General features: G+C 60.6%; 26 protein-coding genes, 1 tRNA gene and 2 pseudogenes. 14 read left to right on the top strand and 15 right to left on the bottom strand.

Going from position 1 to position 25,395, the window contains the following annotated elements; translation table 11 throughout:
- The first annotated feature begins 26 nt into the window (after positions 1 to 26).
- From KIH75_RS01475 to KIH75_RS01465, 3 genes are all read left to right on the top strand, one after another.
- Positions 27 to 1,364 carry a cell division protein PerM gene (locus KIH75_RS01475; protein WP_219055045.1) on the top strand — a complete coding sequence of 446 codons (1,338 nt, stop codon included), beginning with the start codon at positions 27 to 29 and terminating at the stop codon, positions 1,362 to 1,364.
- The gene (gene purH, locus KIH75_RS01470; protein WP_219055044.1) at positions 1,342 to 2,964 is read left to right on the top strand and encodes a bifunctional phosphoribosylaminoimidazolecarboxamide formyltransferase/IMP cyclohydrolase; all 1,623 of its coding nucleotides are present in this window, start codon (positions 1,342 to 1,344) and stop codon (positions 2,962 to 2,964) included. Before KIH75_RS01475 ends, purH begins: the two co-directional genes overlap by 23 nt.
- 177 nt (positions 2,965 to 3,141) lie before the next feature.
- Positions 3,142 to 3,414 (top strand): DUF3017 domain-containing protein, encoded by a 273-nt coding sequence (locus tag KIH75_RS01465; protein ID WP_219055043.1) that lies wholly within the window; start codon positions 3,142 to 3,144, stop codon positions 3,412 to 3,414.
- Here KIH75_RS01465 and KIH75_RS01460 read toward each other — a convergent pair.
- Positions 3,343 to 4,272, bottom strand: coding sequence for an MIP/aquaporin family protein (locus tag KIH75_RS01460; protein WP_219055073.1), 930 nt, complete (start codon positions 4,270 to 4,272; stop codon positions 3,343 to 3,345). The two genes, KIH75_RS01465 and KIH75_RS01460, sit on opposite strands and share 72 nt — an antisense overlap.
- Before the next feature lie 167 nt (positions 4,273 to 4,439).
- Here KIH75_RS01460 and KIH75_RS01455 point away from each other — a divergent pair, with 167 nt between their 5' ends.
- The 3 genes from KIH75_RS01455 to KIH75_RS01445 all read left to right on the top strand — a co-directional run bounded on the left by KIH75_RS01455 (position 4,440) and on the right by KIH75_RS01445 (position 7,519).
- Positions 4,440 to 5,213 carry a pseudouridine synthase gene (locus KIH75_RS01455; protein ID WP_219055042.1) on the top strand — a complete coding sequence of 258 codons (774 nt, stop codon included), beginning with the start codon at positions 4,440 to 4,442 and terminating at the stop codon, positions 5,211 to 5,213.
- On the top strand, positions 5,210 to 7,339 hold the full coding sequence (gene der / locus KIH75_RS01450) for a bifunctional cytidylate kinase/GTPase Der (RefSeq protein ID WP_219055041.1): 2,130 nt from the start codon (positions 5,210 to 5,212) through the stop codon (positions 7,337 to 7,339). Before KIH75_RS01455 ends, der begins: the two co-directional genes overlap by 4 nt.
- A gap of 106 nt (positions 7,340 to 7,445) precedes the next feature.
- A tRNA-Pro gene (locus KIH75_RS01445) sits at positions 7,446 to 7,519 on the top strand.
- A gap of 55 nt (positions 7,520 to 7,574) precedes the next feature.
- Here KIH75_RS01445 and KIH75_RS01440 read toward each other — a convergent pair.
- On the bottom strand, positions 7,575 to 8,147 hold the full coding sequence (locus tag KIH75_RS01440; RefSeq protein WP_219055040.1) for a TIGR01440 family protein: 573 nt from the start codon (positions 8,145 to 8,147) through the stop codon (positions 7,575 to 7,577).
- A gap of 289 nt (positions 8,148 to 8,436) precedes the next feature.
- On the opposite strand from KIH75_RS01440, the gene KIH75_RS01435 reads away from it, so the two are divergent.
- From KIH75_RS01435 to KIH75_RS01410, 7 genes and pseudogenes are all read left to right on the top strand, one after another.
- Entirely contained in the window at positions 8,437 to 9,864 is a 1,428-nt protein-coding gene (locus KIH75_RS01435) for a UTP--glucose-1-phosphate uridylyltransferase (RefSeq protein ID WP_219055039.1), read from the top strand.
- Between the two features lie 120 nt (positions 9,865 to 9,984).
- Positions 9,985 to 10,696, top strand: a pseudogene (locus KIH75_RS10340) (helix-turn-helix transcriptional regulator); the annotation flags it as partial.
- A gap of 113 nt (positions 10,697 to 10,809) precedes the next feature.
- Positions 10,810 to 11,883: pseudogene (locus KIH75_RS10335) on the top strand (helix-turn-helix transcriptional regulator); the annotation flags it as partial.
- 14 nt (positions 11,884 to 11,897) lie between these two features.
- On the top strand, positions 11,898 to 12,245 hold the full coding sequence (locus KIH75_RS01425) for a hypothetical protein (RefSeq protein WP_219055037.1): 348 nt from the start codon (positions 11,898 to 11,900) through the stop codon (positions 12,243 to 12,245).
- A gap of 24 nt (positions 12,246 to 12,269) precedes the next feature.
- Positions 12,270 to 14,843 (top strand): DEAD/DEAH box helicase, encoded by a 2,574-nt coding sequence (locus tag KIH75_RS01420; RefSeq protein WP_219055036.1) that lies wholly within the window; start codon positions 12,270 to 12,272, stop codon positions 14,841 to 14,843.
- A 78-nt stretch (positions 14,844 to 14,921) separates the two neighbouring features.
- The gene (locus KIH75_RS01415; RefSeq protein WP_033523942.1) at positions 14,922 to 15,266 is read left to right on the top strand and encodes an RNA polymerase-binding protein RbpA; all 345 of its coding nucleotides are present in this window, start codon (positions 14,922 to 14,924) and stop codon (positions 15,264 to 15,266) included.
- A 124-nt stretch (positions 15,267 to 15,390) separates the two neighbouring features.
- Complete coding sequence (locus tag KIH75_RS01410; protein ID WP_219055035.1) at positions 15,391 to 16,104, top strand: HAD hydrolase-like protein; 714 nt, start codon at positions 15,391 to 15,393, stop codon at positions 16,102 to 16,104.
- Positions 16,105 to 16,219: 115 nt separating this feature from the next.
- Here KIH75_RS01410 and KIH75_RS01405 read toward each other — a convergent pair whose 3' ends face one another.
- Positions 16,220 to 16,594, bottom strand: a complete 375-nt coding sequence (locus KIH75_RS01405; protein ID WP_219055034.1) for a hypothetical protein — start codon at positions 16,592 to 16,594, stop codon at positions 16,220 to 16,222.
- Between the two features lie 227 nt (positions 16,595 to 16,821).
- On the opposite strand from KIH75_RS01405, the gene KIH75_RS01400 reads away from it, so the two are divergent.
- Entirely contained in the window at positions 16,822 to 17,148 is a 327-nt protein-coding gene (locus KIH75_RS01400; protein WP_219055033.1) for a thiamine-binding protein, read from the top strand.
- 219 nt (positions 17,149 to 17,367) lie between these two features.
- On the opposite strand, the gene KIH75_RS01395 is transcribed toward KIH75_RS01400, so the two are convergent.
- The 12 genes from KIH75_RS01395 to trpA form a co-directional block, all read right to left on the bottom strand.
- Complete coding sequence (locus KIH75_RS01395; protein ID WP_219055032.1) at positions 17,368 to 17,733, bottom strand: hypothetical protein; 366 nt, start codon at positions 17,731 to 17,733, stop codon at positions 17,368 to 17,370.
- Position 17,734: 1 nt separating this feature from the next.
- Positions 17,735 to 18,367 carry a MerR family transcriptional regulator gene (locus KIH75_RS01390; protein ID WP_219055031.1) on the bottom strand — a complete coding sequence of 211 codons (633 nt, stop codon included), beginning with the start codon at positions 18,365 to 18,367 and terminating at the stop codon, positions 17,735 to 17,737.
- A gap of 91 nt (positions 18,368 to 18,458) precedes the next feature.
- Positions 18,459 to 18,902, bottom strand: coding sequence for an FHA domain-containing protein (locus tag KIH75_RS01385; RefSeq protein ID WP_219055030.1), 444 nt, complete (start codon positions 18,900 to 18,902; stop codon positions 18,459 to 18,461).
- A 5-nt stretch (positions 18,903 to 18,907) separates the two neighbouring features.
- Positions 18,908 to 19,759, bottom strand: coding sequence for a DUF881 domain-containing protein (locus KIH75_RS01380; protein WP_219055029.1), 852 nt, complete (start codon positions 19,757 to 19,759; stop codon positions 18,908 to 18,910).
- A gap of 2 nt (positions 19,760 to 19,761) precedes the next feature.
- A complete protein-coding gene (locus KIH75_RS01375) occupies positions 19,762 to 20,094 on the bottom strand; it encodes a small basic family protein (protein WP_219055028.1) in 333 nt (110 codons plus the stop codon).
- Complete coding sequence (locus KIH75_RS01370; protein ID WP_219055027.1) at positions 20,095 to 21,072, bottom strand: DUF881 domain-containing protein; 978 nt, start codon at positions 21,070 to 21,072, stop codon at positions 20,095 to 20,097.
- Entirely contained in the window at positions 21,069 to 21,692 is a 624-nt protein-coding gene (locus KIH75_RS01365; RefSeq protein ID WP_219055026.1) for a CDP-alcohol phosphatidyltransferase family protein, read from the bottom strand. Before KIH75_RS01365 ends, KIH75_RS01370 begins: the two co-directional genes overlap by 4 nt.
- Positions 21,693 to 21,703: 11 nt before the next feature.
- On the bottom strand, positions 21,704 to 22,555 hold the full coding sequence (gene hisG, locus KIH75_RS01360) for an ATP phosphoribosyltransferase (RefSeq protein ID WP_219055025.1): 852 nt from the start codon (positions 22,553 to 22,555) through the stop codon (positions 21,704 to 21,706).
- Positions 22,556 to 22,619: 64 nt separating this feature from the next.
- Positions 22,620 to 22,883 carry a phosphoribosyl-ATP diphosphatase gene (locus KIH75_RS01355; protein ID WP_003826436.1) on the bottom strand — a complete coding sequence of 88 codons (264 nt, stop codon included), beginning with the start codon at positions 22,881 to 22,883 and terminating at the stop codon, positions 22,620 to 22,622.
- Between the two features lie 8 nt (positions 22,884 to 22,891).
- A complete protein-coding gene (rpe, locus tag KIH75_RS01350) occupies positions 22,892 to 23,557 on the bottom strand; it encodes a ribulose-phosphate 3-epimerase (protein WP_219055024.1) in 666 nt (221 codons plus the stop codon).
- 27 nt (positions 23,558 to 23,584) lie between these two features.
- The gene (gene lgt, locus KIH75_RS01345; protein WP_219055023.1) at positions 23,585 to 24,499 is read right to left on the bottom strand and encodes a prolipoprotein diacylglyceryl transferase; all 915 of its coding nucleotides are present in this window, start codon (positions 24,497 to 24,499) and stop codon (positions 23,585 to 23,587) included.
- Positions 24,496 to 25,368: a tryptophan synthase subunit alpha gene (gene trpA, locus KIH75_RS01340; protein WP_219055022.1), complete on the bottom strand. Its 873-nt coding sequence runs from the start codon at positions 25,366 to 25,368 to the stop codon at positions 24,496 to 24,498. Before trpA ends, lgt begins: the two co-directional genes overlap by 4 nt.
- Positions 25,369 to 25,395 lie beyond the last annotated feature (27 nt).

The raw sequence follows: 25,395 nt of genomic DNA, 5'->3' as shown, positions 1-25,395 counted from the left end.
CGAACTGATAAGGTCCAACGGCATCAATGAAGAAGACAGCGGTTACCTCGATTTTCAAAGGAACCCTCGCAGCGGCAAGCGCGTTGCTCATCTACGCTCTTCCGCTCGGATGCTTCATCGCGCTGATGCTGCTGGTCATCTCCATGGAGGAGGGCAGTGACAGTCTCACTGCCCTCACCGTGCCGTTGACGGAAAGCATGGTGCTGCTTTCCCAAGGCGTGCCATTCACATTCAGCACCATTCGGATGGCGATCATCCCGTTGATGCTCACCGTCCTGCTTATCGCGCTTATCGCGCAATGCCTCGTCAAAGCCGGTCCGAAGGCGGACGTATGGCTTTCCGGCCTTCTCGTCTGGGTGCTGCTCAACCAGTTCTGCATCCGGTTCACCAATCTGAGGATTCACGACGATGCCATGACCATCGCCGGCAAAACCGCACTCATCTGGTTGTTCGGCGCGGCGTTGGCCGTCATCAGGTCAGGTCCGGCGGCAGGGAAACTGCGTGATCTGTGGCGCAAGCTGGTGCCACAAGCCGCACGTTCCGTCATCGTCGTCGCCGCAGTGGTCGCGGCCGCCGTGGTTGCGCTGACCCTGCTGGTCGGTCTGATCACCGTCATCGTATGGGTGGTGAACGGCAATGATGCCATGGTCAAGATCTTCGAGCTCATCAACATGCATACCGGTTCGAGGATCCTGACCTCCATCGCCTACCTCGCATGGCTGCCCAATCTGATGATATGGGCCATCTCCTGGATCGCCGGCGCCGGGTTCACGGTGGGCGATCTGGGCACGTTCACGATGTGGATCGGCCAATCGTCCAAGCTGCCTCCGCTGCCGTTGTTCGGTATGCTGCCGAAACCGGTGACGGACGCCAACATCAGGCTTGCGTTGCAACTGTGCATTCCCATCGTGTGCGCGCTGGTCGCCGCTGCCGCCATGCTGTTCGGTCCGCTGAAGATCCGTGTGGCCAGGAAGGCCGATCGTGCCGAAGGGCAGCGTCTGGCCTTCCTTATGATTCGTCAGGCGCTCATGCTGTGCATTGCGGCCATGATCATCCTGCTCCTGTCGTGGGGCGCGTTCTCCATGGCGAACGGTTCGCTGGGGGAGCGTCATCTTGCCGGCATCGGCGTCGATGTCGTCGCCTCGATGCGCATGGTCGGTCTTGGCATCCGTCAGGGATTCATCGCGGCCTGGCTTGCCGCGGCGGTCATCACCGCCTCGGCGTATGCGATTTGCCGGCTTCTTGCGTCGGCGAAGAAAGAGAAGAAAGGTTCGCCGGCGGAAGGCGACGAACCTGATTCGGAGAAGATTTCATTGCAAACAACAGCAAGGGAGGAAAACGATGACAGCAAGTCGTCCGATTAAGAGGGCACTGGTCTCGGTCTTTCATAAGGAAGGCATCGAGACTCTCGCCGAGGCTTTCGTGCAGGCCGGTACCGAAGTGGTTTCGACCGGTTCCACCGCGAAGCGTCTGGCCGAACTGGGAGTCGCCGTCACCGAGGTGAGCGAGGTCACCGGTTTCCCCGAGTGCTTGGATGGTCGTGTCAAGACGCTTGACCCGCATATCCATGCCGGCATCCTCGCCGATATGACCAACCCCGATCATGCCGCCCAGCTGGAGAAGTTCGGCATCAAGCCCTTCGACCTGGTCGTCGTGAACCTGTACCCGTTCGCCGACACCGTGCGTTCCGGCGCCAATGAGGCCGACACCATCGAGAAGATCGACATCGGTGGCCCGACCATGGTGCGTGCCGCCGCCAAGAACAGCGCGACCGTCGCCATCATCACCGATCCCGCGGATTACGCGCTGGTTGCCGGCCGTATCAGCAACGGTGAGGGATTCACCCTTGAGGAGCGCCGCTGGCTGGCAGGCAAGGCCTTCGCCCACACCGCCTCCTACGATGCCACCATCAACGAGTGGACCGCCAAGCATTGGCCGAAGCCCGACACCGTGGAATCCGTCGTCGAAGGCGAGGAGCCCGTGAACGAAGCCGTGTTCCCGGCGACCTTCACCCGCACGTGGGACCGCTCCCACACCCTGCGTTACGGCGAGAACAGCCACCAGCAGGGCGCCTTGTACCTCGACCCGCTCAACCAGACCGGTTTCGCCCATGCCGAACAGCTGGGCGGCAAGCCGATGAGCTACAACAACTACGTGGATGCCGACGCCGCCTGGCGTGCAGCATGGGATATGGCTCCGGCCATCGCCGTCGCCGTGGTCAAGCACAACAATCCGTGTGGTCTGGCCATCGGCGCCACCGCGGCCGAAGCGCACAAGAAGGCGCATGCATGCGATCCGATGAGCGCCTACGGCGGCGTCATCGCCTGCAACACCACGGTCACCCTCGAGATGGCCGAGAACGTGCGTCCGATCTTCACCGAAGTCATCGTGGCCCCGAACTATGAGCCCGAGGCGCTGGAACTGCTGCGCACCAAGAAGAAGAACCTGCGCATCCTCAAGGTCGCCGAGCCCGCCAACCCGAAGACCCAGTTCCGTCAGATCGAAGGCGGTCTGCTGGTGCAGCAGCCCGATCTCATCAACGCCCCCGGCGACAGCCCGGACGCTTGGAAGCTCGTGTCCGGCGAACCCGCCGACGAGGCGACGATGAAGGATCTCGTGTTCGCGTGGCGCGCCATCCGTTGCGTGAAGTCGAACGCCATCCTCATCGCCCACGATGAGGCCACCGTCGGCATCGGCATGGGCCAGGTCAACCGCGTGGATTCCTGCCATCTGGCGGTCGACCGCGCCAACACGCTGGCCGATGGCGCCGATCGCGTCACCGGTTCCGTCGCGGCATCCGACGCGTTCTTCCCCTTCGCGGACGGCGCCGAAGTGCTGATGAACGCCGGTGTGAAGGCCATCGTCCAGCCCGGCGGTTCCATCCGCGATGAGGAGGTCATCGAAGCGGCCAAGAAGGCCGGCGTGACCATGTACCTCACCGGCACCCGCCACTTCCTGCACTGATTCCATGCCTGCCGGCCGTACGGCTCGTCCGCGACAGCGGAACCGATCGATAGCCCGGCGGGCATGATATGCGTGAAATAAGGCTCGGCCCGTTTGCCGATATAACGGGCCGAGCCTATTATTGTGCCCACATGCCGTATTCCGGTATTCCAACAAGCCTTTCAGACAAGGGGAGCAATGCACGATCATCCATACGTCAGCGAAGCCAGCGAAGGCAAGCCCTGGTTTGAATGGTGCGTCGCCGGTGTCGTCATCGTCGCCGGCGTCATCGCGGCCCTTGGATACACAACGGCCGCCACGGTGTTGATTTCCGTGGCGGCCATCATCTCCGGCTCCGTGCGCCTGATCATGCGCGATAAGAGCCCTTGGAAAGTGCGATCAGTCGCGTTCGACTCCTTCATCGGAATCTGCCTTGGCATCGGACTGCTCGTCACGTACTTCAGCTTCTGACGCACCGGTCGTTTCCGCCGGGGCGTCAACGGCTTGCGCATCCTCGACGGGAGCTTCGGCGGTGTTCTGTTCCGCGTTCTCGTCGTAGGCGTTCAGCTGCGCCGGGTCGTCGCTCTTCTTCGGGGCCTTCACCATCATGACCAGCGAAACCACTGCGGCGGCCAGCACCGGGCACACCCAGAACAGCCACAGCTGCGTAAGCGGGTTCTGCGTCAGATCCTGGTTGTAGGCGAACAGCGCGATGCCGGTGGAACGGGCCGGGTTGAGCGCGGCGCCGGTGACAGGGAACGCGATCGTCGCGCCGAAGGCGTAGGAGACGCCCATGTAGGCGGCGTAGTTCTTCTTGCCGTACTGGGTCATCGCCACCGCGATGATGACGATGGCGGCGACGATCTCCACTGCGGCGGCCTGGCTGACGGAGAAGTTCAGACCATACTGCTGTAGCGTGCTGTAGGCGAGGGAGCCCTTGTCGAAACCGTTGACCGCGGTGGTCAGCCACTGCTTGGCGGCGATGGTGGAGGAGGTCGGCAGCAGGGACTTGATCAGCAGGCCGGCCAGCGCGCCGCCCACGACCTGGAAGATGATGTAGAGGATGCCGTCGAGCACCTTGGTCCTGCCGGTAAGCATGGCGGCCACGGTGACGGCGGGATTGAACTGGCCTCCGGAGATGCCGCCAAGGAAGATGATGGCGGCGGCATAGGCCAGACCGGTGCCCAGGGCGACGTATGCGAGGTTGAGGCTGAAGATGATGGAACCGAACGTGCACATCACGTAGATGGCGAAGCAAATGACGAACGTGCCGAGCAGTTCGGCGCCAAGGCGCAGCACAAGCGGCTTCTCATCCTTCGAGGTTTCCAGCGTCACGTCCTCCGTGGGGACGGTTGCAGCAGATGTCATGTCAATCCTTTGAATTAATAATGTAACGGGTAAAACACCCGTATGACGGCTGCCAGTTTAGCAGCACCCGTCAGGTACGGTACCATAGAAAAATTGGAAGAACCTTATAGGGCCACGTTGGGAGAACGATGCCAAACGCATATTCCCGTGCCAGAAAGGCACACGACAACAATCAAGAAGGCATTCGCCTGCAGAAGCTGCTCGCCCAGGCGGGATTCGGTTCCCGTCGCAAATGCGAACAGATGATCACCGATGGACGCGTGGAAGTGGATGGCGAGCTGGTCACCGAGCTCGGTACGCGCGTCGATCCGACGCATCAGGAGATCCGCGTCGACGGTTCCCGCATCCGCATCAACAACAACCACATCACCCTCGCGCTGAACAAGCCGCGCAAGGTGCTGTCCGCCATGGACGATCCGAAGGGCCGCTACACGCTGCGCGACATCGTCGGCGACAAGTACGAGCGCATTTTCCACATGGGCCGCTTGGATTACGATTCCGAAGGCCTGATTCTCATGACGAACGACGGCGAGCTGAGCCAGCACGTCATGCACCCCAAGTACGAGGTGGAGAAGACCTATATCGCCACGCTGGAAGGCAGGATCTCCGGAACGGTGTGCCGCCGACTGGTCACCACGGGCGTGCAGCTGGATGACGGCTGGATCAAGCTCGACCGTTGCGCGATCATCGACGCCACCCGCGACACCACGATCGTCAAGGTCGTGCTGCATTCCGGCAAGAACCGCATCGTGCGCCGCATCTTCGGTTCCATCGGCTTCCCGGTGAAGCGTCTGGTCCGCACGCAGATCGGCCCGATCAAGCTCGGCGATCTCAAGTCCGGTTCCTACCGTGTGCTGAGCCAGGCCGAGGTCCGTTCGCTATCCAAGGAGGTCGGACTGTGATTCGTGTCGCCATCGACGGCCCCGCCGGCGTGGGCAAGTCCTCCACGTCCAAGGCGCTGGCCAAGTATTTCGGATTCGCGTATCTCGACACGGGCGCCATGTACCGTGCATGCGCATGGTGGTGCCTGAAGCAGGGCATCGATCTGGACGCCGAGCAGGTCGACGAGCGTGTGGTCACCGAAGCGGTGGGGGAGTTCTTCACCGGCGATCATTTCGATATCGGCGTCGATCCTGACAATCCCACCGTGAGCGCGGATGGCGAGGACATCTCCGAGGCGATTCGCTCCTCCGAGGTTTCCAGCCATGTGTCCAAGGTGTCGAACATCATTCCGGTGCGTAACGTGCTCATCGCCGCCCAGCGTGCATACATCGCGCGCGAGGCGTCCGCCGATTCCTTCTCCGGCGGTCTGGGTGTCGTGGCCGAAGGCCGTGACATCACCACGGTCGTTGCCCCGGACGCCGAAGTGCGCGTCCTGCTGACCGCACGCAAGGAGATCCGTCAGGCCAGGCGTTCCGGCCAGAGCGCCGCGGGCGTTGGCGCGGAGGATGTGGCCGCACGCGACCGCATGGATTCCAAGGTGACGAGTTTCATGACCGCCGCCGACGGCGTCACCACGGTCGACAACTCCGATATGGATTTCGAGCACACGCTCGACGTGCTCATCGACATGGTCGAAAACGCCATCGAGGAGCAGGAGTACGAACGTTACGCCGCCAACCTTGAGGATTACGAGCTCGATGAGGGTGACGAGGCGTTGATCGCCAACACCGACCTCGACGACACCGCCGATGACGGCAAGGGCAAGTCCGTGGGCGTGCTCGCCATCGTGGGACGCCCGAACGTGGGCAAGTCCTCGCTGGTGAACCGTATCCTCGGCCATCGCGTCGCCGTCGTGGAGGACACTCCCGGCGTGACCCGAGACCGCGTCAGCTATGACGCCGAATGGGCCGGCACCGATTTCAAGCTGGTGGACACCGGTGGTTGGGAGGTCGACGTCGAAGGCATCGACTCGGCCATCGCGTCCCAGGCCGAAGTGGCCGTGAACCTCGCCGACGCCGTCGTGCTCGTGGTGGACGGTCAGGTGGGCCTGACCAACACCGAGGAGCGCATCGTCAAGATGCTGCGTGCGTCCGGCAAGCCGGTCACGCTGGCCGTCAACAAGATCGACGACCGCGAAAGCGAGTATCTCGCCGCCGAGTTCTGGAAGCTCGGTTTGGGCGAGCCGTACGCCATCTCCGCCATGCACGGCAGAGGAGTGGGCGACCTGCTTGACGCGGCCATCGAATCGCTGCGTAAGGCGGAGAAGACCTCCGGCTATCTCACCCCGTCGCATCTGCGCCGCGTCGCGCTGGTGGGCCGTCCGAACGTGGGCAAGTCCTCGCTGCTCAACCAGCTGGCCAAGGAGGAGCGCACCGTGGTCAACGATCTGGCGGGCACCACCAGGGATCCCGTCGACGAGATCGTGAACATGGATGGCAAGGATTGGCTGTTCATCGACACCGCGGGCATCAAGCGCAGACAGCATAAGCTGCGTGGCGCGGAATACTATTCCTCGCTGCGTACGCAGGCCGCCATCGAACGATGCGAACTCGCACTCGTGCTGTTCGACGCCTCCGTCCCGATCTCCGATCAGGATCTGAAGGTCATGAGCTCCGCGGTCGACGCGGGTCGTGCCATCGTGCTGGTGTTCAACAAGTGGGATGCCATGGATGAGTTCGACAAGCAGCGTCTCGAACGTCTGTGGGCCACCGAATTCGATCGCGTCACCTGGGCGCAGCGCGTGAACATCTCCGCCAAGACCGGATGGCATACGAATCGCCTGACGCGTGCCATGGAGGAGGCGTTGCAGTCGTGGGATACCCGTATTCCCACGGGCAAGCTCAACGCGTTCCTCGGCCAGCTGCAGGCCGCCCACCCACACCCGCTGCGTGGCGGCAAGCAGCCGCGCATCCTCTTCGCGACGCAGGCCTCCACCAGACCGCCGCGTTTCGTGATCTTCGCCACCGGCTTCCTGGAGCACGGCTACCGTCGTTTCATCGAACGTTCGCTGCGTGAGGAGTTCGGTTTCGAAGGTTCGCCCATTCAGATTTCGGTGAACATCCGCGAGAAGAAGAAGCGTAAGTAGGCTTCATCAGGCGGCGTGGACGGCGTGCTGCGACACGCGCCACGCCGTCTTTTGGCATAAAGCGGAAGTCTGTGCTAAATTTCTTTCTCGGTGCTGATTGCACCATCGGGCCGTAGCGCAGTTTGGTAGCGCACTTGACTGGGGGTCAAGGGGTCGCGGGTTCAAATCCCGCCGGCCCGACAATTAGAAGCCGTAGTTGGAATACCAACTACGGCTTTTCTTGTATCATTCCGTTTCACATGAGGTTTTCATCGTAGATGGCGCGTATGCCGCCGATGTACCTGGGGCGGTACCGTGCGCAGATGATGCGTGCCTTGCCGATCGCGTCGAGTGAAATGCGCAGCGGGACGGCCACCGGATGCAGATGCATGCCGATCAGCGTGCCGCCGATGTCGATGCCGGCCTTCGCCTTGGACCGGATGTCCTCCACCAGCACCGGATCGGTGAAGGAGCGGTAGGCGACGGTGCCGAATGCTCCGCCCGCATGATTGGGCTGGGGGATGGCGTTGACCTGATCGAAGCCGTAACGTTCCAGGCAGGCCCGTTCGATGACCAGCGCGCGGTTGAGATGCTCGCAGCATTGCGCGGCGAGGAACACGCCGGACGGCTTCAGAACGGACTGGGCGCCTTCGAACAGGTAGGGCGCCACGTCCATGGACGTGTGGGTGCCGATCTGTTCGCCGAGCACTTCGCTCGACGAACAGCCGATGACGAAGATGTCGCCGACGGACAGATGCGCGGCATCAAGCACCTCGCGCACCGCCTGCGCGGTCTGTTGTCTGATATGTTCGAAATCCTGTGTCTGCATACCGCCGATTGTACTAGTGCGATATGGCACGGCATCCTGTGCGTTCACCGCCATCCGACGGCATGTCGCACCGACTTGCGTGGACTGCCGGGGAAGCCACGCCGAAGCCTTCACATGCACATTTGCGCGACCATAACCGTGTGGAGTAAGGTACGGTAAGAGAGCCGGAACGTACCGGGAGGGCATGCGCCACAGTGGTGGAGGGGTGTTCCGGCTGCCGGAGGAGAACGATTCCGAATAGTTCCGGGTTTAGGCCCGATTCATTCCATACCAAGGAGGGAAGGCTTCCATGCCAGACCAGTTCGACCAGTTCGATGCGAAGATGCGCGAGCATGGCATGAGCGATACCGCGATCAACCAGTTCCACAGGCTGTACGACGTGTGGAAGGCGGACGAAGGTTCCACCTGGATCCGTGAATCCGATGTGGAACCGCTGACGGGCGTGCCCAGCTTCCATGATGTCTACGAGACCATCGACCATGATGAGGCCGTCCACGCATTCGCCAAAACCGCGTTCCTGAAGCTCAACGGCGGTTTGGGAACCTCCATGGGATTGGATTGCGCCAAGTCGCTGCTACCCGTCCGCCGACACAAGGCGCGTCAGATGCGATTCATCGACATCATCCTCGGACAGGTGTGCACCGCACGCCAGCGTCTCGGCGTGGAGTTGCCGCTCACGCTGATGAACTCGTTCCGCACCTCGAAGGACACGATGAAAGTGGTGCAGGCCGACAAGCATTTCCATCAGGAAGACGTTCCTCTGGAAATCGTCCAGCATGTCGAGCCGAAGATCGATCTGGCCACCGGAGGGCCTGTGGCGTTCCCGGCCAATCCGGATCTGGAATGGTGCCCGCCCGGTCACGGCGACCTGTTCTCCACCATCTGGGAATCCGGTCTGCTGGATGTGCTTCAGGCCAAGGGCTTCAAGTATCTGTTCATCTCCAACTCCGACAATCTCGGTGCCCGCCCGTCCCGTACGCTGGCGCAGCATTTCGAGAACACCGGTGCTCCGTTCATGGTCGAAGTGGCCACACGCACCTATGCGGACCGCAAGGGCGGCCATATCGTCCGTGACAGGAAGACGGGCCGCTTGCTGCTACGCGAGATGAGCCAGGTGCATAGCGACGATAAGGCCGACGCGCAGAACATCGACAAACACCCGTATTTCAACACGAACTCGATCTGGGTGCGCATCGACAGTCTGAAGAAGAAGCTCGCCGAATATGACGGCGTGCTGCCGCTTCCCGTGATCCGCAACAAGAAGACCGTGGACCCGACCGACCCCACCAGCACTCCGGTGATTCAGCTGGAAACCGCCATGGGGGCGGCAATCAGCCTGTTCGACGGCGCGATTTGCGTGCAGGTCGACCGTATGCGCTTCCTGCCGGTCAAGACCACCGACGACCTGTTCATCATGAGGTCCGATCGATTCCATCTGACGGACTCCTATGAGATGGAGGACGGCAACTACATCTTCCCGAGCGTCAGCCTCGACCCGCGGTACTACAAGAACATCCACGACTTCGACGAGCGGTTCCCGTATTCGGTTCCTTCGCTGGCAGCGGCCAATTCCGTCACCATCGAGGGGGATTGGACGTTCGGCCGCGATGTGGCCATGTTCGCGGACGCGAAATTGCGCGATGAGGGGGCACCCCGTTACGTGCCGAACGGCGAATACGTAGGCCCTCAGGGGGTGGAACCCGACAATTGGATATGAGGCGGCAAAAAGTCTTTCAATTTTTTATGAAAAGACAACCATTCAGTAAAAAAAGCCGTAATATAAAAGAAGTGCGCAACAGCGCACGCTGTTGAAAACTCTAGCGATACGTGAGGACTAATGGCAGAAGGCACAAGCGGAAGGCGACGTTTCTCCGACAAGTGGGGCAAGCATGAGCTTGATGTGCTGGCGGTATTGTCATCTGCGTTCCCGCAGTGGCTCACTTCACGACAGATTGCCCAACGAGTGAAGGCGTATGCCGATTCATACGGTGAATTGGCCGATCAGGCGGCGAAGGCCGCATTCGCCAAGCAGTTCCAGCGTGACCGAGCCAAGCTCGCGGCCATGGGCATCGCCATCGAATCCCGTCAGCCGGAATACTCCTCGAAATCCGAAGGACAGGATTTCGCCTCGTATCGTCTTCAGCTCGGCGATGAACCCCGAGTCCGTCTGTGCTTCAAGCCTGAAGACATGTCCGTTCTGGCCGCGGCCAACTATCTGGCGCGTTCCATGTCCATGTCCAGCGAATCGGAACAGCCCGACACCAGTCGCATCTCCCGTACCGCGCCGCGTGTGCCTCAAACGCCGATTCCGGGCCTCGGCCTGGATTCCATCGCGCCGGGTCTGGGCACGCAGACCATCCCGGACGCTCTGGTCAAGGTCATCGATTCGCGCCGTTTCGCCGCCACGATCGACGTGGACGGCGAGCATATCAACGTCGCCTACACCGATTCCGATGATCTGGCCACCTACGTGCTTGAACACCCCGGCGCAGCCATCGTCAGCCCGCAGGAAGCCGTCGACGCGTTCCACCGCAGGCTGAGGGCCGCCGAGAACCTCCAATCCATTGAGGAATACGAGAAGAACGCCAACGCGCATCAGGGCGATGACGCCGATAACGTCATCGACGATTCCGAACCGACCAACGGCCATGCGCGCAAGCAGTCCTTCCAGACCGGCAGTGAAGTGGATCGCAGGCTTCGCCTCATGCTGTTCCTGTCCGCGCATCTGGGCGAGGAGTTCACGCTTGAGGAACTTGCCGATAGATTCATCGGCAAGCCGAAGACCCCCGAAGAGCAGAAGAAGTCCGTCAACGTCATCCGCAAGGACATCAATACGCTGACCACCGTCTCCGATGACGGTGAAATGGCGGGCAGTCAGTTCTTCGACATCGATTGGTCCCTGCTGGACGCGGAGGGCATCGTCTCCGCCACGAATTCGCTCGGCTTGGAACGTCTCGCCGGCATTTCCCCGCAGTACCTGAGCATGCTCACCGCTTCGGTGAGCTATCTGGCGCATTCGCCGCTGCTGCCGAACGAGCAGCGTGCCCAGGCGGAGAACCTCTACCAGCGCTTGCAGCAGCATGTCCGCCCGGGACAGACCCCGTGGCTCAGCCTCACCGGTTACGAGCTGGAGCCGCATAATTTCAACATCGTCAAGCGTGCCATCGATTCCGGTTCGCTGCTGGACATGCAGTACACCGACGGGGCGGGCAGCACCCGCCGCCGCCTGGTTGCGCCGGTGAAGATCTACGTGGACGAAGGCATCTACAACGTCGCCCTGTGGACGGATGTGGCCAAGGCCGCGCCGGAGGACAAGCAGGACATCGTGTTGAAGAACGCCGCCATCAACAAGGCGAGCGGCAAGCCGCGCACCTGGCAGGTACTGCATATCGCGCGCATCGAACAGGCGAAGATCGTGGAGCCGACCTGCAAGCTCGACATTCCCGACATGCCGTTGAGCGAGCTGCGCAAGTGGAGCTTCGACAATGGCACCGCCACGAGCTTCATCACCGACGCGAAGGATATGCCGTTCATCAAGAATCTTCCCGACGCCACGGTGGAACCGTGCGGCAAGGGGGAGAAGGTCAACCTCATCGTTTCGTCCGATTCGTGGTTCGTGGCGTTCTGCATCGCCCATGCGCGTCATCTGGTCGCGGTCGGCCCGGAAACCCTCCGTTCGATGATCGTCGCTCGAGCGCAGCGCGAACTCAGCGTCGTGCAGCGCATCGAGGATTGAGATAGGGGAGCGTCATGCCCTGGTGGATTTGGCTGATTCTTGCGCTGTTCATGCTGGCGATGATCGTCATCGGATGCGTGTACGCGATTCGTCATGGCATTCAGGCCATGCATGTGATGTCCGGTACCGCGTCGCAGATCGGCGATCGCGTCGCCCGCATGGGCGAGCCAGTGGAGGAAACCGAGCCTGAAGCGCCGTTCTTCACGCAGCCGCTCAAGGTTACGCTCGACCGTTACGAGACGACACGCACCCGGAAAGCGGAGCGTGAGATCGCCAAGCGCACACGCCACATGGAAGTATGGGAACGTTGGGATCGGGAACCGATCAAGACCCCCGATTTCATCAGCGAAACGGACGACTAAACACATCAGGTAGTAAGCATCCATATGAGTCGACATCATCAGCAACGCTCGGACGGCGCGACTATTTCGCCGTCCGAGCGTTATGCCGCTTTCAGACAACGTCAGCGCCGCGACGCCAGCATTGCGGCGCAGTTCGAACGAACCCTGCCCTTCGAACTCGATTCCTTCCAATCCGAAGCCAATCAGGCGTTGGAGCAGGGGAACAACGTGCTCGTCGCCGCGCCGACCGGTGCCGGCAAAACCGTTGTGGCCGATTTCGCCGTGTTCCTCGCGCAGCAGCACAACGTCAAAGCCTTCTATACCACGCCGATCAAGGCGTTGAGCAATCAGAAATACCATGACCTGGTCGACGTGTACGGCGAGGACAAGGTCGGCCTGCTCACCGGCGACATCTCCATCAATTCCGAAGCCGATATCGTGGTGATGACCACCGAAGTGCTGCGCAACATGCTGTACGAGCACTCGACCACACTGAGCGCGCTGCGCTACGTGATCCTCGACGAAGTGCATTACCTCGCCGACCGGTTCCGCGGTCCGGTGTGGGAGGAAGTCATCATCCACCTGCCACAGAACGTGCGCATCGTGGCACTGTCCGCCACCGTGTCGAACGTGGAGGATTTCAGCGATTGGATTTCCTCGGTGCGCGGTGACACGACGCTCATCGTGTCCGAAAAGCGACCCGTGCCGCTCGAACAGCATGTGATGCTCCAGCAGAACGATAGGACGGAACCGGAGATCATCGATCTGTACCGGCGCGATCGCAACGGCAGGCAGACATCCGAAGTGAACACGGAACTCGCCAGACGTCTGAGCCAACTCGATCATCAGGCGTCGCGCAGGCGCGGCGAGGAGCGTAGCGGCAAGACCAAGCGCCACGGAGGACCCGCCGGCAGGGGGAGAGGCGGTGCGCCGTCGCGCAAGCCGGAACGTCATACGCCCCGGCGCTGGGCGGTGGTCGACGAGCTCAACTATCTCGACATGCTTCCCGGCATCTATTTCATCTTCTCCCGCAACGGCTGCGATCAGGCCGTCGAACAGTGCCTCAACGCCGGTCTGGAACTCACCACGGACGAGGAGGCGAGACGCATCCGCGCCATCGTGGATGAGATGGTCGAAGGGCAGCTCAGCCAGGATGATCTGAAGACCTTGGGGTTCTCACGTTTCCGCTATGCCTTGGAGGAGGGGTTCGCCTCCCACCATGCGGGCATGGTGGCACTGTTCCGCCAGATCGTCGAGCGACTGTTCGAAGAAGGGCTGATCAAGATGGTGTTCGCCACCGAGACGCTGGCGTTGGGCATCAACATGCCGGCACGATGCGTGGTGGTCGAAAAGCTTGAGAAATACGACGGCACCGGGCATGTGCCGCTGACCCCGGGCGAATTCACCCAGCTGACCGGCCGTGCGGGTCGGCGTGGCATCGACACCATCGGCCACGCCGTGGTGGTGGATCATAGGGGATTCGTGCCGGCGACCGCCGCGGCATTGTCCAGCAAGCGCGTCTACCCGTTGCATTCCAGCTTCCACCCGACCTTCAACATGGCCGTGAATCTGTTGAATTCCAGCGACTATGAGACGGCTCGCACCACGCTCGACCATTCCTTCGCGCAATGGGAGGCGAACGCCTCCGCATGGCAGCTGGAATCGCAGATGACAACGCTTGAGCGTGCCTTGGAAGGCTACGAGCAGGCGTTCGCCTGCGAGCATGGTGATTTCAAGGAGTTCATGACCATTCGCATGGCGCTCAGCGATGCGGAGAAGGGTGAGCGCAACCGTCTCAAGCATCAGCTGTTCCGCACCGATGCGGAACGTTCCGAGGCGTTCCGTGAACTTGACCGCAAAATCGGCGAGCTGCGTGGCGCGGAACGTGAACATCCATGCAAGCAGTGCCCGGATCTGCAGCGCCACCTGCGCTGGGGGCATCGTTGGGCGCGTGAGATGCGCGAACTCGAACGCGTGCACCATCGTTACGATTCGCGTACCGGTTCCGTGGCTCGTCAGTTCGACCGTATCTGCGATGTGCTCACCGAACTCGGCTATCTGGATGTGCAGGGGGAACGGGATCTGGTGTTGACCGAACCCGGCCAGCTGCTGCGCCGTCTGTACAGCGAACAGGATGTCGTACTCGCCCAGGCGATACGCGGCGGCACGTTCGACTTGTTGCCCCCGGCAGGGCTCGCCGCGGTGCTGTCGTCCCTGGTCTATGAGGCGAGGCGCGGCAGCGGGGGAGAGCCACGGTATTACCCGGGGTCGATCCATGGGCCGATCGCCGTCGCCGCGCGTGAATTGAAGCATGTGCACGCCGAAGTCAGTTCCTGCTGCGAGGCACACGGCATGAACCCGTTGCCGGACATCGATTTCGGCATCCTCGACATCATGTACGAATGGGCCGATGGCCGGAGCCTGTCCGATGTGCTCCACGGCACGGAACTGACGGGCGGCGACTTCGTGCGCAACGCGAAACGACTGTCCGACGTGCTCCATCAGATCGCGGTCGCCGAACCCTATCTGGGCGAGAACGGCGCTTCGCTCGCCGATCGCGCACGGGAGGCGGCCGAGCTCGTCAACCGCGGCGTCGTGGCGTACAGCGGTATCGAGTAATACACACGGAACGGGAATATTCCAATCGTCCGAACTGTTTCGTACTGTGGAAGCAGTACTTAAGGAGGAATCACCAATATGGCAGAACGTAGCCTCAGGGGCATGAGCATCGGCGCCAAGTCGCTGGAATCCGATCAGAACGTCGATTTCGCCGCCCGTGAAGAAGTAGCCTATATTTGCCCTAACGGGCACCGTACCATCCTGCCGTTCGCCGAAGGCGCCGAGATCCCCAGCGAATGGGAATGCCACTGCGGTTCCACGGCACGTCTCGAAGGCGAGGAAGACAAGGCCAACGAGATCTCCAAGCCGACCCGAACCCATTGGGACATGCTGCTCGAACGCCGTGACGAAAAGGAACTGGCGGAACTGCTGGAGAAGCGCCTGCAGATGCACCGCGACGGTTGGATTCCCGACTACGAGTGACATGCGTTTCGGCCCGATTCATGAATCATCCGCATCAGGTTCATGGGTCGGGCCGTTCCATGCAATGCACCAGAGCAATCCGAGAAACCAGAGAAACCAGAAGATAACGACAGGGGAGAAGCCCATGACCGATACACCGAGAAAAGTCGTTCTGCTTGACCTCGACGGAACGCTCACCGATTCCGCGAAAGGCATTCTCGCGAGCGTCAAGGAAACGTTCAAAGAGCTGGGCATGCAGGTGCCCGATGCCGCTGAATTGCAGCGTTTCGTCGGACCGCCGATCATCGAGTCGCTGAAGCGCAATCATGTTCCGGACGATCAGCTGGATCATGGCGTCGACCTGTACCGCGAGTTCTACGGTGATCGTGAGATCTTCGACGATCCGAACAATCCCGGCGAAAAGGTGGCCGGCCGGTATGTCAACACCGTGTTCGAAGGCATTCCGCAGCAGCTTGCCGCCTTGCGTGCCGACGGATACTATCTGGCCGTCGCAACCTGCAAGCCGGAATACCAGGCCAAGCCGATTTGCGACAGGTTCGGTGTCACCGGCATGGTCGATGGCATCTATGGTGCGTCCAAGGACAATTCGCGCCTGTTGAAGGAACAGGTCATCGAATACTGTTTCGAGAGCATCGGATTCGACCGTTCCGTTGACCGTGCGCTGATGGTCGGCGATCGTTGGACGGATGCCGACGGCGCGAAGGCCTGTGGTCTGGATTGTCTGGGTTGCGGTTGGGGATATGCGGAGCCCGGTGAGCTGACCGAGCATGGCGCGTACCGGATCATCGACCATGTCGACGAACTGCATGACGCGGTCGTGGAATATTTCGCCGACTGATACAAGCGCACAGCGCACGACGTTCGAATAGACATACGTGAGGTGGCCGCACGGGAATGATCCGTGCGGCCACCTCACATTTATGACGAATTATGGCGAACGTTATGTCAGAAAATCAGGCTGCGCAGTACGCCGCCACGACAATCGCCAGGAACACCAGAGACAAGGCGAAGGCGCACAGGCAGACCAGAGCCAAGGCGCGACGTTGAATACGACGCATGCTGCCCCAGTCACCAAGGGTGAACACCACGGTGAGGAACGACAGGACGATGAGGTCCGTCAGAGAGATCCGATCGGCCGAACACGTGGCATAGGCGTATGAGGCGAGCCATGCGGAGAAGAGCGCGACGGCGACGCACGTGGCGACGATGCGCACGGTAAGCCGGTCGGCCCGTCGGGCGTCGTCCACGGCGGATACGACGGCCAATACGAACGAGCCGATCGCGACGATCAGACTCCAGAAGAACAACAGATTTGGGAGTACGAACATATGCAGAATCCTCCTTGATTTTCCCTTCAATACAGACAGTAGCATAGCCGTTTCTTCCCGTGTACCAAAATAGCCGATAATGTACGTTATGTCAGATAGGCATATTCATACCGCTCTTCCACCGGTCGAAACGGCCTCTCCTTGGAGTATGCTGTGGATGGAATCACATACATCGTTCTCGGACCGTAAAACCGAAAAGAACCGGAAAAACCGAAAGGACCGATTGCATGAACTGCTCCGTCGCCATCCAATTCCTGCCCATGAACGCACGCACCGACGAGGAAACCTGCGCCATCGTCGACGAGGTGATCGCGTACATCAAATCGACCGGCGTCGACTATTTCGTCGGACCGTTCGAAACCGCCATCGAAGGTGACTTCGACACCTGCATGGATATCGTTCGGAATTGCCAGCTGGTCGGCGCGAAAGCCGGCGCAACCCATGTGATGTCGTATGTCAAGATCAATTACCGTCCGGATGGCGAAGTGATGACCACCGAGCATAAGGTCGGCAAGTATCATCCCGAGGACCCGGAGCTGCACGGGCAGCACTGAGCGAACGAAACGGCGAAGCCGAAGCCGAACGGGGGACCGCTCCCCCACGATTTCCGCCCTGTATATTCTCCTGGACGCCTGGGGACTTCCCACATCGGAAGGCATGTGCCCGAACATACGATGATGGGGTGGTGCGAGACATGAATCTCGCACCACCCCATCATCATTTTGCCGCAAGGAATACGTTCCGGTGAACGGCCGATCGTCTACCGCGAACGCCTACTTCATATACCGGTTCAATCGTCTGTTCATCTCGGTCAGCATGGCCCTGCGCGACTGCATGTACAGCAGCACAATCTGCAGCGCGAGCAGCACGATGGCGATGACGCCGCCGACCGGGATGGCGCTTCCATAGAAATCATGCATCCGCGCATCATACAAATCGATGCAGTACGACGCGATCACCAACGCCATGACGAAGCAGATCACCGCCACCAGATGCCCGGCGATCGCCGTCAGCGACGGCGGCAAAACGTCCGGCTCGGTGGAACGGGACCGGTATTTACTGGAAACCAGAGCATAGACGCACTCGCCGAAGGAGGTGAGCACGCCTATCCCCCACAATACGATTGGCAGAATATCCATATCACGCTGACTGGCGCTGCTGCCGCGCCTCTAGGTTCTTGCGCATACGCGCTGCGGTCAAATCATCGACGGGCTGCACCGCCGCATTCTTCACCTGATGATCCTTCAAATCCACGTAGCTCTCATGATCCAAGGCCTCCCGGATCTGATGCCATAGCGAACCGACGGAAACGGCGAATACGGCACGCCCGCTGTTAAGCAGTTCCATCATCTGCTCATTGGTGGTGCACTCATATACCTGTTCCCCATCGCACATGATGGTGATGTGTTCCAGCTGCGACGAGGTATGAGCCACCAGAAAACCAATCGCCGTGGTCACGTTCTGCAGATTCACGCCTGCATCAAGCAGCTTCTTGGACGTGGCGAGAATCACCACGTCCTTGAATGAGTACAGTCTGCGGGACCCCGACCCGTGCGATGGCGTAATCGATGGATCAACGATCTGCTTGCGCGCCCAATAATCAAGTTGCCGGTATGTGATGCCGGCGACTTTGGACGCGACGGTCCCCCGGTAGCCTCGTGTGATGTCCTCTTCGTCGGTAAGGCTGAACAATTCGCCCTGAATGGCATGCTCGTTCAGATCATCCCGATCTTCGAGACGGACATGCAGGTGCAGTCTGCCGGATTGATCCATGATCGTCGCCTCCTATGCCGATGATGCCGGACTTGTCCTTCAGCCAAGTGTGGTTGAATACCAAGTCTAGTCCCGTCGGCCGGAGGTCAGGTTATGCCACGACGGCGGATTTGGTGAAGAAGACGAGTCGGAACTTGCCGATCATGATTTCGTCGCCGTTCTTCAACTGCGCGTGCTCGATGCGCTGGCGGTTCACGTAGGTGCCGTTCAGCGATCCGGCGTCGACGACGACGAACGCGCCGTTCACGCGGCGGAACACGGCATGGGCGCGGGAAACGGTGGAATCATCCAGCAGGATATCGGAATGCGGGTCGCGGCCGACGGTCACTTCATCCTCGTCAAGCAGATAACGCGATCCGGATACCGCTCCCCTAGTGGAAATCAGCAACGCGGTGTCGTCGGACAGACGAGCGATGGTGTCGAGATCCTCCGCGGTCAGCGGTCGATCGCTGGTTGCGGTTGCGGTTACAGGAATGGTGATGGCAGGCATGCCGATGATGGTGGTTTCGCCTGCGCTTGGGATAGGTTCAGTCATAATCGCTATTCTACCGTCTTTGCGTATTTATTTGTTGAAGGCTCTCGGGTTGCGTTAATTTCCACATTATCCGACTGTTTCACGGTGACCCTTGCGCCGTACATCACCTTCAGTCGAGATCCGATGCCACCGGCGATGTTCACGGCGTTCTGCAGGTCGGCCGGATTGCCGATGGCGCGTACCGTATACGGCGTGGTCAGCGGAATGCCGTCGCATTCCAAGCCACCGTCGTCATCCGCCCAGATGGAGGTCGAGGTGACGACACGGACATCGTTGATGGAAATGACTTCGGCTCCGGCGTTTCGCAGCTCCTCGATCAGCGTGAACATCGTCGAGGCATCGATGTCCTTATCGGTTCCCTTGCCGATGGTGACGATCACACCCTTACCCTGGGCGGGAAGACGCCCGGAGATGATGCCGCTCGTCTCCTTGTTCTGATTGGCGATGCGCTGCGCCTGCTCCCGCTGGTCGGCCGCGGCCTTCAGGCTCGACAGCTGCTGGGAAAGCTGGTTCTTGCGCTGCTCAAGGTTCTGCGCCTGTGTGCTGGTCTCGTTGATCAGACGCACCAGTTCATCCTCGCTCATCGTCTCATAGGCGGACGGGCCGCTGTTGATCTGCGTCATATAGCCGAAGCCGAGCAACGCGCACATCAGTGTGATGAGAATGGTGGATGAGGCGCGCACACGGAATCCCGACGTGCCGTTAAGCCCCTTCTTCCCCTTGCCACGTTTGCTGATCTGCGGGAAGGAACCCGTCGCCGTGTCGTCGTTGCGGCGTTCGGCCTCATTACGTGCCTTCAGATCACTGACCGTATTGCGCGTACCACGCCTGTCGTCTCGCCTGCCTCGCCTTGCCATGCTCAGCCTCGGAAGATGAAGCGGCGGATGGCGGACACGTTGGAGAAGATGCGGATGCCGAGTACGACGATGACGGCCGTCTGCAGCTGCGAGCCCACACCCAGCTGGTTGCCCAGGATCACGAGCAGCGTGGCCGTGATCACATTGGCGAAGAACGAGATGATGAACACACGGTCGGAGAACCTACGTTCGAAATACGCGCGCGCGGCGCCCAACAGCGCGTCCAACGCGGCGACGACCATGATCGGCAGATACGGTTGCAGACCCACGGGAATATCCGGACGAACGAACACCCCGACGACCACGCCGATGATCAAACCCAATACAGCTGCCATCTATTCAGCCTTCCTCGCGTAGTTGACGTCCGAAACCACTGCCGCTTTCAGTGTAATCTCCTTGGACTGTTGTACCTGCAAGCTTATTCCGGCTTTTCCGTACACGGTATACAATGCGCCGAGATTCTCCTGGCTTACGCTCTGCGCCAATTCATGCCTGTTGCCAATCGCCTTGATGCGGTATGGGCTTTCGATTGCGGTCAGGCCGATCAGGATCGTGCCGCCCGCGGTACGGATGGATGTCTGCGCGCCCAACCGTTCATCATTGATGCTGATGGCTTCCGCCCCCGAACGCCACAGCACCGACACCAATTGCTGCAGATCGGAATCGGTGACCACGCGCAGACGGCTGCCGACGCTTTCCCTCGGCGTCGCGCCATTGTTCTCGTTCGCCGCGGCGATCGGGTCGGCTACGGTGAGGGTGATCCCCTCCCCCTTGACCGCCAGCTGGCCGCTGGCCATCTCATCCTTGAGCAGCGTGCTGCCGGCCCCGGTTTCACTGACCTTCTTCGCCTGCTCGTCGACCTGCTTGCGCAGTTTGGAAACATCGTCGGAAAGACTGTTGAGATTGTTCTGCGATTCCCTGAGCTCCTTCGCCAAGCTGGTACGAACCGCCTTGCGGGGATCGGAATGAAGCTGCTGTACGAAAATGCAACCGAGGAAACCGACCGCGATGCACACCACGAAGCAGATGGTTCGCGCGGACCAGATGGCGAACGGCGAAGCGTCATGCTTGCCGAGCATGGAGTCCTGGAACATCGGGTCGACGGGACGGTTGATCAGATCGTCGATGAGACGCAGGGAATCGTCGTTGCGTACGCGGTGGCGACGTTCCCGTTCCTGGGTGTAGATATCCTCCGGTGCGGCATGTTGCGAAATGAGTCCTGCGAAGGAATGGGAGAATACCGCGCGGCGATGTTTGACGTCACGCGATTCCTCCGAAGGGTAGGAAGCCGGCATCGGATCGATGCCGCTCATCGCCTGGATTCCCTCCAGGAGCGAAGCTCCTTACGGATGACGACACTGCCTTGGCACAGGTAGATGAACCCGGCGAGGCAGTAGAGCACGGTGCCCCAAATGCCGACCGCAAGGGCGAACAGATGCAGGATATGCGCCGGCATGCCCACGCCGATATCGGCCACGACCAAGGCCACGACGGAGATCATGAGCAGCGCGGTGGCCGCCTTGCCGACGAAATGCACGGGTAACGGACCGTAGCCATACTGTGCGAGCCATAGGATCTCGATGCCCATCACGAAATCACGCGCGGCGACGACGATGACCATCCACCACGGAATGATACCCGCCACGCCGAGCGCGAGAATCGTGCAGAGGATAAGCAGGCGGTCGGCGCAGGGGTCGAGAATCTGGCCGAGCTTGCTTACCTGATTGAGTTTCCTTGCCAACGTACCGTCGAGAAAGTCGGTGATGGCGGAAAGAGCGAACACAATCAACGCCGGAATCATGCTATGCCGCGAAATCAGCCATGCCACTACGGGGATGGTGATGATTCGCAACAGGCTTAATGCGTTCGGAATGGTGAAGATGACGTCACGGGCTTCCGGACTATAGGTCGACTTATGAATATGTTTGCTCATACTGTTCAAATTTAGATGCGGGAGGCCTGCAGTGCGGTGACGATGATGCCACGCGCACCGACTTCGTACAGTTTGTCCATCAGATGGTTCACCTTGGCCTTCGGCACCATGACGCGCACCGCGCTCCACTGCTTGTCGTGCAGCGGCGAAATGGTGGGGCTTTCGAAGCCGGGCGTGACCGCGACGGCTTCGCCGACCTTGGATACCGGAATATCGTAATCCATCAGCACGTAGCGCTGCGCGGTGAGCACGCCCTGAAGACGACGGCTCAGAATGGTGAGGCGTTCGTCATGCTCGTCCAGACGCGGGCTGCGAATCAGGCAGGCCTCGGAGTGCATGATGGGATCGGCGAAAATACGCAGACCAGCATTGCGCAGCGTGGTGCCGGTGGACACCACGTCGGCGATCAGATCGGCCACGCCAAGCTGCACGGACGATTCGACCGCACCATCCAGATGGATGGTTTCGGCGTTGATGCCCTGCTCGACCAGATAATCGTGGACAAGCTTGTCGAAGGAGGTGCCGACGCGCTTGCCGTCGATGTCCTTCAGCTCCTTGATATCGGAGTCGTTCGGCGCGGCGAAGCGGAACGTCGAAGCGCCGAAACCGAGGGACATGTGCTCCACGGCCTCGGTGCCCGAATTCTTCAGCAGATCCTCGCCGGTGATACCGACGTCGATGGTTCCCCTGCCGACGTATACGGCGATGTCGAGCGGACGCAGGTAGAACAGCTCCACATCATTGTCCGGATCCTCCACGACGAGCTGACGCGGATTGGAACGCAGTCTGTAGCCGGCTTCGGCAAGCATGTTCCAAGCGGGTTCGGACAGCATGCCCTTATTGGGAACGGCGATTCGCAGCATTATTTCTTCCTCTTGTTGTTATTCGGCTTGAATATCGGTTTTGCCGGGCTCACCCGGCCTTGCATCACAGATGCTTGTACACGTCTTCAAGCGTCAGACCGTGCTTGATCATCATGACCTGCACGTGGTAGAGCAGCTGGCTCATCTCTTCGGCGGTGCGATCGGCGCCCTCGTATTCGGCGGCGATCCAGGTCTCCGAAGCTTCTTCGACGATCTTCTTGCCGATGAAGTGGGTGCCCTTGTCCAGCTCGTCGACGGTCAACGAGCCTTCCGGACGGGTCTTTGCCTTTTCGGACAGTTCTGCGAACAGCGATTCAAAAGTCTTCATGGTTTCTTTCAGTCCTTGTAGGCCGCTGCGGCCTTATCGCGAATGGAATCGATGGCTTCGGCCGGGTTCTGCGCACCGTAGACCGCGGAGCCTGCGACCAGCACGTCGGCGCCGGCCTCGGCCACGATGTGCGCGGTCTTCGGGCTCACGCCGCCATCGACCTGGATCTTGGTCTTCAGACCACGACGGGTGATCTCGTCACGCAGGCGACGCACCTTGCCCATCTGGTTGCCCAGGAACTTCTGGCCTCCGAAACCGGGCTCGACGGTCATGATAAGAATCATGTCGAATTCGTCGAGGATGTCGAAGATCGGCTCGACGGGTTCCGCGGGGCGAACCGCGAAGCAGGCCTTGCAACCCATCTCGCGCAGCTGGCGGGCCAGACGCACCGGGGCATGGGTGGCGCCCATGTGGAAGCTCACGGAGGCGGCGCCGAGCTTGGCGTATTCGGGAGCCCAACGATCCGGATCCTCGATCATCAGATGCACGTCCACAGGCAGGTCGGTGACCTCGCAGATACGCTTGACGATCGGCTCGCCGAGGGTCAGGTTCGGGACGAAATGATGGTCCATCACGTCGACATGAACCAGATCGGCGTTGGAGATGGCCTTCAGGTCACGTTCGAGATTGCAGAAGTCGGCGGACAGGATGCTAGGTGCGATTTCAATGCTCATAATCTCCTACCTTACTGTTGGCTAGGGTCATTTTGTGGATTTCTGGCTCATACGTTCAAGCTCGTCGTCCGTGACGGAACGAAGCTTTGCCGTAAGTTCATCATACGTTTTCCCGTACCGCTTCAGTACGGCGAACAGTACGATGCCGCACAGGGCCGTCAGGATGGCGGTCCATGTATTCGTGCGGATGCCGAGGATGAGGGTCGAATAGTTGATGCGGATCTCCTCGATCCAGCTGCGGCCGCAGCCGTACCAGATCATGTACACCGCGGCGAGCTGACCGGCCTTGAGCTTGCTCGCGAACCGGCTGCCCAACCAGACGATGAGCGCCGCTCCGATGAGGTTCCAGATCATCTCGTACAGGAACGTGGGGTGGAACAGGGTGTCGCTCGGGCAGGCCGTGCCTTGGTAGCAGACCTCGCTGTGGCCGATGGCGTCGCTGTTCTCGTTGAGCTTCAGTCCCCAAGGCAGCGTGGTCGGCTTGCCGTACAGCTCCTGATTGAACCAATTGCCCAACCTGCCGATGGCCTGCGCGACCAGAAGCCCCGGAGCCAGGCAGTCCAGCAGCAGCGCGAACGGGTAATGCTTGTGCCTGCACCACAGGAAAGCCGCCAGCGCCCCCACGCCGATGCCGCCGAAGATGGCCATGCCGCCTTCCCACACTTTCAGGATGTCCACGGGATCGCCCGTAGGAGGGAAGTACATGGCCGGCGTGCTCAAGCAGTGGTATAGGCGTGCGCCGACGAGACCGCACGGAACGGTCACCAGCGTGAGGTCAAGTACCTGATCGAAGGTTCCGCCGGCACGCTTCCAACGCCGGGTAAGAATCCAGACCGCGAAGCAGACGCCGATGAGGATGCACACGGCGTACATGCGGATGGTGAAAGGGCCGATCTGGAACTTGGAGAAGCCCGGCGAGGGAATGTAGGCGAGCGTCGTCATGCGCGCGCCCCGTGGATGCCTTCTGCGAGTTCCTCGGTCTTGGCCGCAAGCAGGGACAATCCTTCGGCCGTGTCGCGGGCGGTTCTTCCGTCATCGTTGAGCAGGGTGTGCACCAGCGCGGAGCCGACGATCACGCCATCGGCATACGCGCCGACCTTCGCGCCCTGTTCCGCGGTGGAGACGCCGATGCCCACGCAGACGTTCTCGGCACCGGCCTTGCGGGTGCGTTCGACCAGAGTCTGCGGGGATGCGTCGATGGTGGAACGTTCGCCGGTGACGCCCATGCGTGCCGCGGCATATACGAAGCCGCGCGTGTTCTTGGCGACGATTTCGAGACGGGAATCGGCGGAATCGGGCGAGACCAGGAATATGCGGTCAAGACCGTGACGGTCGGATGCCTCGATCCACTCCCCCGCCTCATCCGGAATCAGGTCGGGGGTGATCAGGCCGGCACCGCCGGCGTTCTCGAAATCGGTGGCGAAGCGCTCGACGCCGTAATGGTAGATGAGATTCCAATAGCTCATGATGAGCGGCACGCCGCCTGCGTTCGCCACGGTTTCCACCGCCTTGAACACGTTGGCGATCTTCTCGCCGTTATTCAGCGCGATCTGGCTTGCGGCCTGGATGACGGGACCGTCCATGACCGGATCGGAATACGGCAAACCGATTTCGACCGCGTCGACGCCATGCTCGACCATCGTCCTCAACGCGGTCAGGGAATCGTCGGGATTCGGGAAACCGTACGGCAGGTAGCCGATGAACGCCGGCTTGTTCTGCGCCTTGAACTCGGAGAACATGGCCTTGGTCCGGCTCGGCTTGTGGCTGATGCCCAGCGGCTGGCCGGACGGGGTGGTTGCTTCGTTAGTCATAATAAAATCCTTCATTCCTCACAAGTC

The sequence above is a fragment of the Bifidobacterium pongonis genome (genome assembly GCF_019331805.1).
GTDB lineage: Bacteria > Actinomycetota > Actinomycetes > Actinomycetales > Bifidobacteriaceae > Bifidobacterium > Bifidobacterium pongonis.
Note: the sequence above shows the minus strand (reverse complement) of the source record. Positions and strands in the feature narration are given on the sequence as shown.